Consider the following 13058-nt stretch of genomic DNA (forward strand, 5'->3'; position numbering starts at 1 on the left):
GATCCGCTTGCCAACACAGTCGAATACGTGTTCCACTTGGGCTCGTGGAGTGGGACGCGCTTTCGCTACTCGAGGCCGGCGAGCACAAGCCGCTGATCGAACGGCGTGCGGTGCTGCGCGGCGGCTTCTACGAGACCCAGGCCCGCACCATGATCGAGCGGGTGCCGCCGGTCGCGGGCATCGCTCAGCAGTGGGGCATCTCCCCCTATCGCGGCTGCGCCCATGCCTGCCGCGGCTGCGGCGCCCGCGCCGGGCATCGCCGGCTCGGGCTGGATGCCGGGCGCGACTTCGACACCCGGATCGTGGTCAAGGCCAACGCCGTGGCGCGGCTGCGGGCGGAGCTGGAGCGTTTCGACGGCGCGCCGGTCGCGGTGGGGCTGAGCGGCGACTGCTACCAGGAGGCCGAGCGCACCTACCGGCTGATGCCGGGCGTGGTGGCGGCGCTGCGTGATGCGGGTGTGCCGTTCACCGTCTACACCAAGAGCTCGCTGGTGCTGCGCGATGCCGAGGTGCTGGCGGAGGCCGGCGCGCGGGTGGCGGTCTCGATCGCGTTCGTCGACGAGCGCATCCGGCGGGCGGTCGAGCCGGGCGCGCCCGGGGCGCAGGCCCGCCTGGAGCTGGTGGCGGCGCTGGTGGAGGCCGGGGTGGCGTGCCGGGTGCTGATGGCGCCGGTGCTGCCGCTGCTGAGCGACGCCGCCGACCAGCTGGGCGCGACCGTGCGGCGGATCGCGGCCAGTGGCGCGGGCGGGGTGGAGGCGATCGTGCTGCGCCTGCCGCCGGCCACCCGCGCCTGGTACATGACGTGGCTGCGGCGGGCCCATCCGGCGCTGGCCGAGCGCTACGAGGAGCTCTACGATCCGGCCGGGTTGCCGGCGCCGGGCTACGAGCAACGCATCCTCGGCCAGATCGAGCAGTTGTGCCGCGGCTACCACCTCGACTTCGGCGCCCCCGCTCCCCCTCCCCCGCTCGTGCCCAAGGCGGCGCAGCTCGCCCTGGTGTAAGCCGGGGCCGTGATCAGGGGCCGTGCAGGTGGTGCATGCCGGGGCCGAACATCGGGGCCGGGGTGTCGAACAGGTCTGCGTCCCCGCCCTCGTGCACGCGTTCGCCGGAGCCGAGCAGCGCCCGGGTCAGCGTCTGGCGCTCATCCAGCATCTCCTCCAGCGCCCGGCCGAGGTGCTCGCCGGTGAGCGTGGTGACGGTGCCGGCCCGCCGGAGCGCGATCAGGACCGCCCGGCGCAGCAGTTCCTTGAAGAACGAGGCGGTCGCGCCCTCGGTGCGCTCCACGATCGGCTCCAGGTCGGCCTCCAGCCGCATGTCGCGCGCGTACAGGCGCAGCAGTTCCCGGCGGCCTGCCGCGTCCGGCTTGGGGATGCGCACCGCCAGGTCCACGCGGCCGGGACGGTCGGCCAGCGCGCGCTCCAGCACGTCGGCGCGGTTGGTGGTGAGCACGAAGGTGACGTCGGCGTCGGCGCCCACGCCGTCCATCGCGTCCAGCAGCGCGAACAGCAGCGGGTTGCCGTCCTCGGTGTAGGAGCGGTCGCGGGCGACCAGGTCGACGTCCTCCAGGATGACGATCGCCGGCTGCAGCCGCCTGGCCAGGCCCGCCGCCTGGGTGACGAACCGGATCGCCGAGCCGGTCATCACGATGACGGTGCACTGGCGCATGCGGCCCATCAGGTAGCGGGCGGTGTGGGTCTTGCCGGTGCCGGGCGGGCCGTGCAGCAGCAGGCCGCGTTTGAGGTGCTGGCCGTGCTCGCGCAGCCGTACGGCGTGCTCGCCGATCCCGATGATGTGGCGCTCGATGCTGTCCAGCACGCCCTCGGGCAGGACGACCTGCTCGGCGCTCACCTGGGGGCGGGGCAGGAAGGTGACCAGGTCGTTGCCGCGGTGCTCGCTCCATGCGAACGACAGGATCTGGCCGCGGTAGATGTCGTGGGCGCGCATGTGCCCCTCGATCGCCTCCCGGGTGCGGGTGGCGATCGTGCGGTCGGTGGCCAGCACGACGACGTTGCTCATGGGCGGGCCGTGCTGCTGCGGGCCGCGCAGCCCGATGACGACCGGCAGGCCGTCGGGTGAGCGGGCCAGGATCATGCCGAGCGCGATGACTTCGACCGTCTCGTCCGGGCCGATGGGCGCGGTGGTGTAGTCGACGGCGCCGGGCTCGAAGCGTTCGTAGCCGCGGGCGGCGCTGGCGAGCATGTTGACGAAGTCCTCGTGCTCGCGGCCCTGGCCGGCGATGCCGAACCACTGGGCGTGCGGGGCGTGTTCGGCCAGGTAGGCGTCGATGCCGCGCTGGAGGTTGACGTGCTCCCAGGCGGGGAAGGCGGCGAGCACGTTGGCGATGTGCCGCAGCGGGCTGCCCAGGTGGCCGGTGACGCGGGCGACCAGCTCAGGGGTCGGCTTGGACTGGTTGATCTCGTGATGGGCGTCCCGGAGAAGCTCTTCGAGGGCTCGGGCCAGCTTCGTGGCGTCGCTGAGATCCATGGACATACAGTGGCAGATCACCGCGCGGCGGGTCAGGTGGACAGGTTCAGCCGGATCTCGGTGACCTGGTAGCCGGCGCGCCGGAAGGCGGCCGCCATGGGGGTGTTGCCGAGGTCGGTGGTGGCGGTGATGCGCGGCGCGCCGTTGCCGGCGTGCAGGCGGGTGATCTCGCCGAGGATCTCATCGACGTAGCCGCGCCCGCGCAGCTCCGGCACCACGCCGAGATAGCCCACGTTGACGTGGTACGGCGTGGCCGACGGGATCGCCAGGCCCGCCACCTGCCCGTCGGGGGTGCGGGCCAGGCGCCACCAGTGCCGCTCCCCCGGCGCGTTCAGGTAGAAGTCCATCTCCTCGCGGGCGCCGGCGCGCGCGCCCTTGGCCGCGAGGAGCGCGCGGGTCTGCGCGTCCAGGCTGCCCTCGGCGATGCGCTCGAACACGGCCAGGAACTCCTCGTCGCCGGCTTCGGTGAAGCGCAGCGCTCCGGTGGCGGCGGGCACGCCGACCTCGGGTGTCCAGGCGAACTGCAGCCGTTCGACCTCGCGCTTCAGCCCGGCGGCGTGCGCGGCCGCGCGCCGCCAGCCCACGGCGGCCGCGGTGGCGGGCTCCTCGCGCCAGCCGCCGGCGGCCTTGATGGCGTACTGCACGGGCCCCGGCAGGGACGCCAGCGCCGCGCCGATCAGCCGGGCCGCGATCGCCGTGCGCCCGGGTGCCGCCGGGTCGACGTCCAGGCAGTCGAGCGCGACCGGGTGCGGGGCGGCGGCCGGTCCCCACCACAGCGCCCGGCCCACCATGCGGCCGCCCGCGTCCTCGGCGATCCAGGTCCATTCCGGGCGGTACATGCCCTCGGCCAGGTCGGTGAGGTAGCGCTCGGCGTCGATCCAGCCGACGGGCTCGCGCACGGTCCAGGCGGTGACGCGTTCGAGGTCGGCGGGGGTGGTGGGGCGGTAGGCAATCACGTGGGCAGGTTAGCGCCCCTTTGTCCTGATGCCATTCTGGCTTGCGTTGGCGCCTCATTGGCGCCATAGTGGCGTCATGGATCTCACGTCGTACGCCGACCGGCTCCGCCGGGAGCTGGCCGTCGCCGCGCAGGGCGGCGGCGAGGAGGCGGTCGCGCTGGCCGGGCGGCTCGCCGCGCCCCTGGAGTCCTCCGTGCGGCTCATCTTGCTGGAGGCGTTGTCGGAGGCCGCCGACGAGATCACCCGCGAGCTGGCTCCCGGCTCGGTGGAGGTGCGCCTGCGCCGCGGCGACCCCGCCTTCGTCCTGACGCGCTCGCCCGCCGAGCACGGCTTCGACCGGCCCCCCGAGGAGGAGGCGGAGGCGGAGGCGCCCGTCGCCGCGGGCAAGGACGGCGGCACCGCGCGGATCAACTTCCGCCTGCCCGAGCAGCTCAAAGGCCAGATCGAGGAGGCCGCGCGGCAGGAGGGCCTGTCGGTCAACACCTGGCTCGTGCGCGCCGTCGCCGCCACGTTCGAGTCGGCCGGCCGCCGCGGCCCGCGCCGCTCCGCCGCCGGCGGGCGCCGCTACAGCGGCTGGGTCGGCTGAGCGGTCCACACCGGCATCTTTCAGGAGGTTCCCATGCCGACGTTCGACACACCCGAGCCGATCACGGTCAGGATCGACCTGCCCGGCGGCGAGATCACGATCATCGCCAGCGACCGCACCGACACCGTGCTCGACGTGCGGCCGGGCGACGGCGAGCAGGAGGAAGAGGTGCAGGCCGTCTACGACGGTGCCACCCTGGTGGTCTCCGCCGCGCCGCGCGAGCCGGGCCTGTCCGGCGTGGTACGGCAGGCGGCCGCCACCGCCGGCGGGCAGCCCGGCTGGAGCCTGTCGCGGCTGATGCGCATGCTGGGCGAATGGGGGCAGCCCTCACCCAGCGTGACGATCGAGGTGCCGACCGGCTCACACGTGCAGGGCGAGGCGCCGGCCGGGGAGTTTCGCTGCACCGGGCGGCTGGGCGAGGTCCGGCTGCGTACCGACCACGGCGACATCCGCCTCGACCAGGCCGGCGCGGTCCGCCTGACCACCGACAGCGGCGAGATCACCCTCGAGCGCGCCCACGGCCGCGCCGAGATCACCACCGGCTCCGGCGAGGTCAGGATCCACGAGATCGACGGCAGCGCCGTCATCAGGAACGACGACGGCGAGTGCGCCATCGGCGAGGTCACCGGCGAGCTGCGGCTGAGCGGCGTGCACGGCGACATGCGGGTCGAGCGCGCCCACGGCGGCGTCGAGGCCAAGACGGTGTACGGCAGCGTGCGGATCGGGCAGGTCAGGCGCGGCAGCGTGGTCCTGACGAGCACCGGCGGCGACCTGGAGGTCGGCATCGGCCAGGGCACGGCGGCGCTGCTGGATGTGAGCACGGCCGAGGGGCGGCTGGTCAACACCCTGCAGGCCCGCGAGGGGCCGGAGGGGTTCGAGGAGACGGTCGAGATCCGCGCCCGCAGCCACGAGGGCGACATCACGATCCGCCGCGCCTGACCACCCCGCCTTACGCGCCGGGGCAGAGCACGCGCAGGTGCACCGCGCGGGGGCGACTGCGCGGGGGTGGGCGAGGGGTGGGCGAGGGGTGGGCGTCGCGGGAGCGGAAGCGGCGCCTGTCCCCCGGGCACGGGGAACAGGCGCCGGTAGTGACGGGCCCTGGGGGTGGGGCCCGCCACCGGTCTTCCACCCAGGCCCCCGGCGGTGTGGCCGCCGAGAGCGGTGGCGGCTAGAAGAGCAGGCCGGGCAGGTGCAGCAGGGAGTGCAGCGCCACCCGCCGGCCCAGGTGCGCGCCGGCGTCGTCGGCGTTGCGGGTGTGGATGCCCGACCAGACGCGCGCGTCCAGGTTCTCCTGGGTGAACTGCCGCCAGGAGGTGTAGGTGCGGTCCGCCCCGGGCGCCACCACGCTGGAGGCGGTGATGGGCCGGGCCGGGCGGGGACCGGTCAGCGCGGTGAGGACCTGCTCGGCGGCCCCGGCGTAGGCGGCGTGGCCGCTGACGTAGTCGGGGTGGGGCGGGGTCTCGTGCAGCGGCGTCCAGCCGGTGTGGCCCGCGGCGCGCAGCGCGGTCACCGGCCGCCAGCGCACATGCGCGTACTTGGCGTCGGCGGTGGCGATCTGCGTGTCGACGGAGGCCACGTGGAAGGCGGCCACCAGCCCGGCGCGGGCGGCCAGCGGCCACGACGCCTTCTGCTCCAGCGCCCCCCGCAGCACCTGGGTGAAGATCGGCAGCGGGGTGGTGGCCCAGAACTGCGCCACCGCGGTCTGCTCGGGCGTGCGGGCGGTGGAGTCGGCGGACCCGTAGACGCGGACTTCCTCCATGTCGCGCAGGTAGCGCTCGGAGCCGAGGGGGTCGGGCGTGGGACGGAACTGGCTGCCGCCGGTCAGCAGGAACGGCTTGGCCCGGCGCAGGCCGTACTGGATGCCGGGGGCGTGGGCCGGCGGGGTGGGCTGCCAGATGCCCGGCGCGACCGGCTGCGGGTGGTAGGCGGCATCGACGGAAGCCGGGTCCAGGCCGTCGCCGGCGCGCTCGGCCAGCAGGGCGGCGGTGGCGGCCTTGCCGGCGGCGATCCCGCGCTCCTTGGCCTGCCCGTCGGGGATGCGCGCCAGCGTGCCGGCCAGGACCGCGTCCAGCTGCGGCTTTCCGGGCGGCGCGAAGTCGAGCAGGGCCGCGTGCACGGCCGAGGCCAGCGCGGCCTGCTGGTAGGCGGCCGGGGCCAGCGGCTGACGCACCAGCGCGCGGGTGGCCGCCGTCCAGCCGATCGCCCACACGCGCGAGTTGGTCGCCGCGGCGGAGGCGCCGCCGAGCCTGACGGTCAGGGCGGAGGCGTCGTACCACTCCAGGGCGACGTCGACCGCGCTGGTGGTGCGCGCGGCCGCGGAGGTCGAGGTGAGGGTGATCGGAAGTACGGCCAGCACGAGCACGGCCGCTATGCGGGATAAGCGCGACATCGAGCCGGTGGTCCTCTCTGTGGGATTGCCTGGGCGTAACGCTCGTGCCGCCGCCGATCGGCGGCAACCCCTACCCGTGCGTTGGCCTGCGGCTCTGGGGTGGGGCAGGGGTGAATCGGTGGACCTAAATCGGTGGACTAAATCGGTGGACTAAATCGGTGGACACGGTCGTTAGCGTGGCGGGCATGGATGTCATCGACGTGGAGCGTTTCGCCGCAGACGGTTTCGTCAAAGTGGAGGCGGTCGCCGAGCCGGAGGTGGCCGATGCGGCCCGCCTGCTGCTGTGGCGCCAGATCGGCCTGTCGCCCGACGATCCGGCTTCCTGGCGCGAGCCGGTCGTGTGGGCGATGGACACCACCGGAGAGGGCCCGTGCGGGCAGATCATGCGGAGCCCGCGGCTGCACGCGGCCTACGACGCGGTGGCCGGGCCGGGCGGCTGGCTGCCGCGCGGGGCGCTGGGCATGGTGCCCGTGCGCTTCCCGCGCCTGCCGCCGGCCGACGATCGCGGCTGGCACATCGACTCCAACACCCCGCGTCCCGACGGCAGCTGGGGCGTCAGCGGCCGTTCGCGCACGATGTTGCTGCTGGTGCTGCTGTCGCACGTGGGGCCGGACGACGCGCCGACGCGGGTGCGGGTGGGCTCCCATCGCGACGCCTTCGCGGTGCTGGGCGAGCAGGCGCCGGGCGGGCAGGTGCTGGACGCGATGGTGGCCGGGCCGCTGGTGGATGAGGCCAGTGCGCTCCGGCCGCTGGCGTACGCGACGGGGGCGCCGGGAGATGTGTACCTGCTGCACCCCTACACCGTGCACGCCGCCGACGAGCACCGCGGCACCGAGCCCCGGTTCATGTCGCAGGGGCCCATCATGCTGAAGGAACCGGTCGACGGGCAGGGGGTGAACGTGCTGGCGCGGGCGCTGTCGGCGTCCTGATCGCCGGAGTGCTTTTGTGGGGTCCCCACAACATGGGGGCCTCACCATGCGCGATGCGGACATTGGTATACCCGGCGGTGATCGAGCAGGGTATGGGGACAGGGTGCAGGCGACGCTCCGGGTTTCGGACGTCGCCTTCTGTGCGTTACGTCTTGGGGAGGCTCAGCCGGTGTTCAGTCGTGTGGCCATCGTCAACCGGGGAGAGGCCGCGATGCGGCTCATTCACGCGGTACGGGATCTTTCAGCGGAGACCGGGCAGCGGATCGAGACGGTCGCCCTCTACACCGACGCCGACCGCGGCGCGACCTTCGTGCGGGAGGCCGATCTGGCCGTGCCGCTGGGGCCCGCCTCGGCGCGGCCGTACCTCGACCATGCCGTGCTGGAGCGGGCGCTGGCCGAGTGCGGCGCCGACGCCGCGTGGGTGGGGTGGGGGTTCGTCGCCGAGGATCCGGCCTTCGCCGAGCTGTGCGAGAAGCTCGGCGTCACCTTCATCGGGCCCGGCGCCGAGGCGATGCGCAGGCTCGGCGACAAGATCGGCGCCAAGCTCCTGGCCGAGCAGGTGGGCGTGCCGGTGGCGCCGTGGAGCCGGGGCGAGGTCGCCACGCTGGATGAGGCGCTGGCCGCCGGGCAGGAGATCGGCTACCCGCTGATGCTCAAGGCGAGCGCGGGCGGCGGCGGGCGCGGCATCCGCATGGTCGCCTCCAGCCAGGAGCTGAGCGAGGCCTACGAGCGCACCAGCCAGGAGGCGCTGCGCGCGTTCGGCTCCGGTGTCGTCTTCCTGGAGCGCCTGGTCACCGGTGCCCGGCACGTCGAGGTCCAGGTGATCGCCGACGGTCAGGGCACGGCCTGGGCGCTGGGCGTGCGCGACTGCTCGGTGCAGCGCCGCAACCAGAAGATCATCGAGGAGTCCGCCTCGCCGGTGCTGTCGGCCGCGCAGAGCGCCGAGCTGAAGGCCTCGGCCGAACGGCTGGCGGTGGCCGTCGGCTACCGCGGCGCCTGCACGGTGGAGTTCCTCTACCACCCCGGTGAGAAGCTGTTCGCCTTCCTGGAGGTCAACACCCGGCTGCAGGTCGAGCACCCGATCACCGAGGTCACCACCGGCACCGACCTGGTCCGCCTGCAGCTGCACGTGGCCGCGGGCGGGCGGCTGGAAGGCGGGCAGCCGGCCGAGATCGGGCACGCCGTCGAGGCCCGGCTCAACGCCGAAGACCCCGACCGTGACTTCGCGCCCGCGCCCGGCCGCATCGCCCGCCTGGTGCTGCCGTCGGGGCCCGGCATCCGGGTCGACACCGGCGTCAGCGAGGGCGACACCATCCCCGCCGACTTCGACTCCATGATCGCGAAGGTCATCGCCTACGGCAGTGACCGCGAGCAGGCGCTGGGCCGGCTGCGCCGCGCGATGGCCGACACCACGGTGATCATCGAGGGTGGCGCCACCAACAAGAGCTTCGTCCTGGACCTGCTGGAGCAGCCCGACGTCATCCAGGCCCGCGCCGACACCGGCTGGATCGACCGCGTGCGCGCCGAAGGCGGCCTGGTCAGCCACCGCCACTCCGCCATCGCCCTGGCCGCGGCGGCCATCGAGGCCTACCAGGATGAGGAGGAGGTCAGCCGGCAGCGGCTGCTGTCGACCGCCCACGGCGGCCGTCCCCAGGTCCAGCACGACCCCGGCCGCCCCCTGGACCTCAAACTGCGCGGCGTCGGCTACCGGGTGAGCGTCGCGCGCGTCGGGCACAACCGCTTCCGCGTCGCCGTCTCCGGCGGCGGCCGCCCCCACCCGGCCGACGTCGAGGTCGAGCGCTTCGACGAGCACAGCGGCCAGATCGTCGTCAACGGCCGCCGCTTCCGCCTGGTCTCCTCCACCCACGGCCCCATCCACCTGGTCGAGGTCGACGGCGTCACCCACCGCGTCAGCCGCGACGAGGGCGGCGTCGTGCGCTCGCCCGCGCCCGCGCTGGTCGTGGCCACGCCGCTGGCCGTCGGCGACGAGGTCGAGGCCGGGGCGCCGCTGCTGGTGCTGGAGAGCATGAAGATGGAGACCGTGCTGCGCGCGCCCTTCCGCGCCCGCGTGCGCGAATGCCCGGTCTCGGTCGGCAGCCAGGTCGAGACCGCCGCGCCGCTCATGCGGCTCGAACCGCTGACCGACGACGGCCCCGGCCGGCAGCAGGCCGCCGCCGACGACGACGTCGAGATCGAACTGCCCGCCGAGCCCGCTCCCGCCTCCCCCGCCGAGCGCGTCGAGCGCGGCCTGCAGGACCTGCGCAGCCTGCTGCTCGGCTTCGACGTCGACCCCCACGACGGCCAGCGGGTCCTGTCGGCCTACCTGTCGGCGCGCGCCGAGCTCGGCGGCCGGCTGCTGGAGGGCGAGCTGAACCTGCTCACCCTGTTCGCCGACCTGTGCGAGCTCAGCCGCAACAAGCCGGGCGTCGAACTCGACGCCGAACCCGACAGCGCCGTGCACAGCCCGCGCGAGTTCTTCCACAGCTACCTGCAAAGCCTCGACGCCGAACGCGCCGGCCTCACCGAAAGCTTCCAGGCCAAGCTCGCCACCGTCCTGGCCCACTACGGCATCACCGGCCTGGACCGCACCCCGGAGCTGGAGGCCGCGGTCTTCCGCATCTTCCTGGCCCAGCAGCGCATCAGCACCGACGTCGCCATCGTCTCGGAACTGCTGCGCCAGTGGCTGGGCGGCACGCCCCCGCTGGAGTCGCTGTACGAGCGCGCCGGGCTCGCCCTGGAACACCTGGTCGAAGCCACCCAGGTGCGCTTCCCCACCGTCTCCGACCTGGCCCGCGGCGTGGTCTTCCGCTGGTTCGCCCAGCCGTTGCTGCGCCGCAACCGCGCCAAGGTGTACGCCGCCGTCCGCGACGAGCTGCGCTATCTCGACCACAACCCCGAGGCGCCCGACCGCGCCGAGCGCATCCAGGTCATGGTCGCCAGCGCCGAGCCGCTGGTGCGCCTGATCGGCCAGCGCATGCGCCGCCCGGGACGCGACCACGCCCCGCTGCTGGAAGTCCTGACCCGCCGCTACTACGGCAACCGCGCCCTGTCGCAGGTGGCCCTCAGCCAGGCGGGCGGCAGCCGGTTCGTCACCGCCGAGCACAGCGGCCCCAACGGCCTGGCCCGCGTGGTCACCACCGCCGTCGACATCGCCGCCCTGCCCGCCGCCGTCACCGCGCTGACCGCCTTCACCGAACCGGAGGGCGGCCAGGAGCAGAGCCTGCGGCGCGAGCTGGTCGCCGACCTCTACCTCACCTGGGAGGACCAGCCCGACGCCGAGGCCATGGCGCAGCGGCTCGGCCGCGTCCTGGCCGAACACGCCCGCCCGCACGGCGTGCGCCGCATCACCACCACCGTCGCCGGCACCGGCGGCGCGGTGATGCACCACCACTTCACCTTCCGGCCCGACGGCGCCGGCGGCTTCACCGAGGACCGGCTGATCCGCGGCCTGCACCCGCAGATCGCCCAGCGCCTGCAACTGCAGCGCCTGCGCGCCTTCGACCTGACCCGGCTGCCGTCGGCCGACGAAGAGGTCTACCTGTTCAAGGCCGTGGCCAAGAGCAACCCGGCCGACGAACGGCTCATCGCCATGGGCCAGGTCCGCGACCTGACCCCGCTGCGCGAGGCCGACGGCCGCCTGGTGGCGCTGCCCGCGGTCGAGGACGCCATCACCGCCGGCCTGGACGCCATCCGCAACATCCAGGCCCAGCGCCCCCAGAACAAGCGCTTCGACACCAACCGCATCATGATGTACGTCTGGCCCTCGACGGAGATCTCCACCGACGAGCTCAACATGCTGGTCCAGCGCATCCTGCCCACCACCGCCGGCGCCGGGCTGGAGGAGGTCCAGTTCGTGGCCCGCCAGCGCACCGCCTCCGGCGAACTGGCCGAGGTGTCGGTCCGCATCACGCTGGACGCGGGCCGCGGCGCGCACGTGCACGTCGGCAAGCCCTCCACCGAGCCGCTGCAGCCGCTGGACGACTACCGCCAGAAGGTGTTGCGCGCCGCCCGCCGCGGCACCGTCTACCCCTACGAGCTGACCGGCCTGCTGGCCGGGCCGCGCGGCGGCTTCACCGAGCACGACCTCGACGAGCACGGCGCGCTGGTGCCCGTGCACCGGCCCCCGGGCAAGAACTCCGCCGCGCTCGTGGCGGGCGTGGTCACCACGATCACCGGGCGTCACCCCGAAGGCGTCACCCGCGTGGTCCTGCTCGGCGACCCGACCAAGGCGCTGGGCGCGCTGTCGGAGCCGGAGTGCGCGCGCGTCATCGCCGCCCTCGACCTGGCCGAGCGCATGCGGGTGCCGCTGGAGTGGTTCGCGCTGTCGGCCGGGGCGCGGATCTCGATGACCTCCGGCACCGAGAACATGGACTGGGTCGCGGCCGCGCTCAAACGCATCGTCACCTTCACCCAGGCCGGCGGCGAGATCAACATCGTGGTCGCCGGGATCACCGTCGGGGCGCAGCCGTACTGGAACGCCGAGGCGACGATGCTCATGCACACCAAGGGCATCCTGGTGATGACACCGGACTCGGCGATGGTGCTCACCGGCAAGCAGTCGCTCGACTTCTCCGGCGGCGTCTCGGCCGAGGACAACTTCGGCATCGGCGGCTACGACCGGGTGATGGGGCCCAACGGGCAGGCGCAGTACTGGGCGCCGAACCTGGCCGCCGCCCGCGAGGTGCTCATGGCGCACTACGACCACACCTACGTGGTGCCCGGGGAGAGCGGGCCGCGGCGGGCGTACACGATCGACCCGGCCGGGCGGGACGTGCGCGTCTACCCGCACCAGATCGCCGGCAGCGACTTCACCACGGTCGGCGAGATCTTCTCCGCCGAGCACAACCCCGACCGCAAGAAGCCGTTCGACATCCGCACCGTGATGCGCGCGGTCTCCGACCAGGACCACCCGGTGCTGGAGCGGTGGGCGGGCATGGCCGACGCCGAGACCTCCGCCGTGCAGGACGCCCACATCGGCGGTTTCCCCGTCTGCCTGATCGGCATCGAGTCGCGCTCGGTGCCGCGGCGCGGTTTCCCGCCCACCGACGGCCCCGACACCTACACCGCCGGGACGTTGTTCCCGCGCTCGTCGAAGAAGACCGCGCGGGCGATCAACGCCGCCTCCGGCAACCGGCCGCTGGTGGTGCTGGCCAACCTGTCCGGCTTCGACGGCTCGCCGGAGTCGATGCGCAAGCTGCAACTGGAGTACGGCGCGGAGATCGGCCGGGCGATCGTCAACTTCGACGGCCCGATCGTGTTCTGCGTCATCTCCCGCTACCACGGCGGCGCGTTCGTGGTCTTCTCCAAGGCGCTCAACCCGAACATGACGGTGCTGGCCTTGGAGGGCTCGTTCGCCTCGGTGCTCGGCGGCGCCCCGGCGGCGGCCGTGGTCTTCTCCGGCGAGGTGAACAACCGCACCGCGACCGACCCGCGGGTGACCGAGCTGCAGGCGCGGGTCTCGGCGGCCAGCGGAGCCGAGCGGGCGGCGCTCAACGCCCGGCTCGCCGAGGAGCAGTCCGCGGTGCGGGCGGAAAAGCTCGGCGAGGTCGCCGCGGAGTTCGACCGGGTGCACAGCATCCAGCGGGCGGTCGAGGTGGGGTCGGTGGATGCCATCATCAGCGCCGCCGAGCTGCGCCCGCGCATCATCGCCGCCATCGAGCAGGCCGCGGCGCGCTGACCGCTCAGGCCGCGGCGCGCTGAGCGTTCAGGCCGCG

General features: G+C 73.8%; 8 protein-coding genes. 5 read left to right on the top strand and 3 right to left on the bottom strand.

The features are described 5' to 3' along the window. Positions 1–44: 44 nt before the first annotated feature. Positions 45–1001, top strand: coding sequence for a radical SAM protein (locus ACIBKY_RS38320; protein WP_397104714.1), 957 nt, complete (start codon positions 45–47; stop codon positions 999–1001). A gap of 13 nt (positions 1002–1014) precedes the next feature. Here the strand turns inward: ACIBKY_RS38320 and ACIBKY_RS38325 are convergent, their stop codons facing one another. Together ACIBKY_RS38325 and ACIBKY_RS38330 are read right to left on the bottom strand one after the other, a co-directional pair. Continuing rightward, positions 1015–2484 (bottom strand): AAA family ATPase, encoded by a 1470-nt coding sequence (locus ACIBKY_RS38325; RefSeq protein WP_397104716.1) that lies wholly within the window; start codon positions 2482–2484, stop codon positions 1015–1017. Positions 2485–2516: 32 nt separating this feature from the next. Then, positions 2517–3440, bottom strand: coding sequence for a GNAT family N-acetyltransferase (locus ACIBKY_RS38330; protein ID WP_397104718.1), 924 nt, complete (start codon positions 3438–3440; stop codon positions 2517–2519). Between the two features lie 76 nt (positions 3441–3516). Here ACIBKY_RS38330 and ACIBKY_RS38335 point away from each other — a divergent pair, with 76 nt between their 5' ends. Both ACIBKY_RS38335 and ACIBKY_RS38340 read left to right on the top strand, forming a co-directional pair. Further along, a complete protein-coding gene (locus ACIBKY_RS38335; protein WP_397104720.1) occupies positions 3517–4026 on the top strand; it encodes an Arc family DNA-binding protein in 510 nt (169 codons plus the stop codon). A gap of 33 nt (positions 4027–4059) precedes the next feature. After that, positions 4060–4965: a DUF4097 family beta strand repeat-containing protein gene (locus ACIBKY_RS38340; protein ID WP_397104722.1), complete on the top strand. Its 906-nt coding sequence runs from the start codon at positions 4060–4062 to the stop codon at positions 4963–4965. Positions 4966–5194: 229 nt separating this feature from the next. Here the strand turns inward: ACIBKY_RS38340 and ACIBKY_RS38345 are convergent, their stop codons facing one another. Then, complete coding sequence (locus ACIBKY_RS38345; protein WP_397104724.1) at positions 5195–6415, bottom strand: vanadium-dependent haloperoxidase; 1221 nt, start codon at positions 6413–6415, stop codon at positions 5195–5197. A 185-nt stretch (positions 6416–6600) separates the two neighbouring features. On the opposite strand from ACIBKY_RS38345, the gene ACIBKY_RS38350 reads away from it, so the two are divergent. Beyond that, positions 6601–7344 carry a phytanoyl-CoA dioxygenase family protein gene (locus ACIBKY_RS38350; protein ID WP_397104726.1) on the top strand — a complete coding sequence of 248 codons (744 nt, stop codon included), beginning with the start codon at positions 6601–6603 and terminating at the stop codon, positions 7342–7344. 169 nt (positions 7345–7513) lie between these two features. Continuing rightward, entirely contained in the window at positions 7514–13021 is a 5508-nt protein-coding gene (locus ACIBKY_RS38355; RefSeq protein ID WP_397104727.1) for a carboxyl transferase domain-containing protein, read from the top strand. The last annotated feature ends 37 nt before the right edge of the window (positions 13022–13058 follow it).

The organism is Nonomuraea sp. NPDC050394 (assembly GCF_044459065.1).
GTDB lineage: Bacteria > Actinomycetota > Actinomycetes > Streptosporangiales > Streptosporangiaceae > Nonomuraea.

Coding starts and splice junctions, on each gene's coding strand:
- ACIBKY_RS38325 (WP_397104716.1), bottom strand. CDS start 2,484: ATGGATCTCAGCGACGCCACGAAGCTGGCCCGAGCCCTCGAAGAGCTT.
- ACIBKY_RS38335 (WP_397104720.1), top strand. CDS start 3,517: ATGGATCTCACGTCGTACGCCGACCGGCTCCGCCGGGAGCTGGCCGTC.
- ACIBKY_RS38340 (WP_397104722.1), top strand. CDS start 4,060: ATGCCGACGTTCGACACACCCGAGCCGATCACGGTCAGGATCGACCTG.
- ACIBKY_RS38345 (WP_397104724.1), bottom strand. CDS start 6,415: ATGTCGCGCTTATCCCGCATAGCGGCCGTGCTCGTGCTGGCCGTACTT.
- ACIBKY_RS38350 (WP_397104726.1), top strand. CDS start 6,601: ATGGATGTCATCGACGTGGAGCGTTTCGCCGCAGACGGTTTCGTCAAA.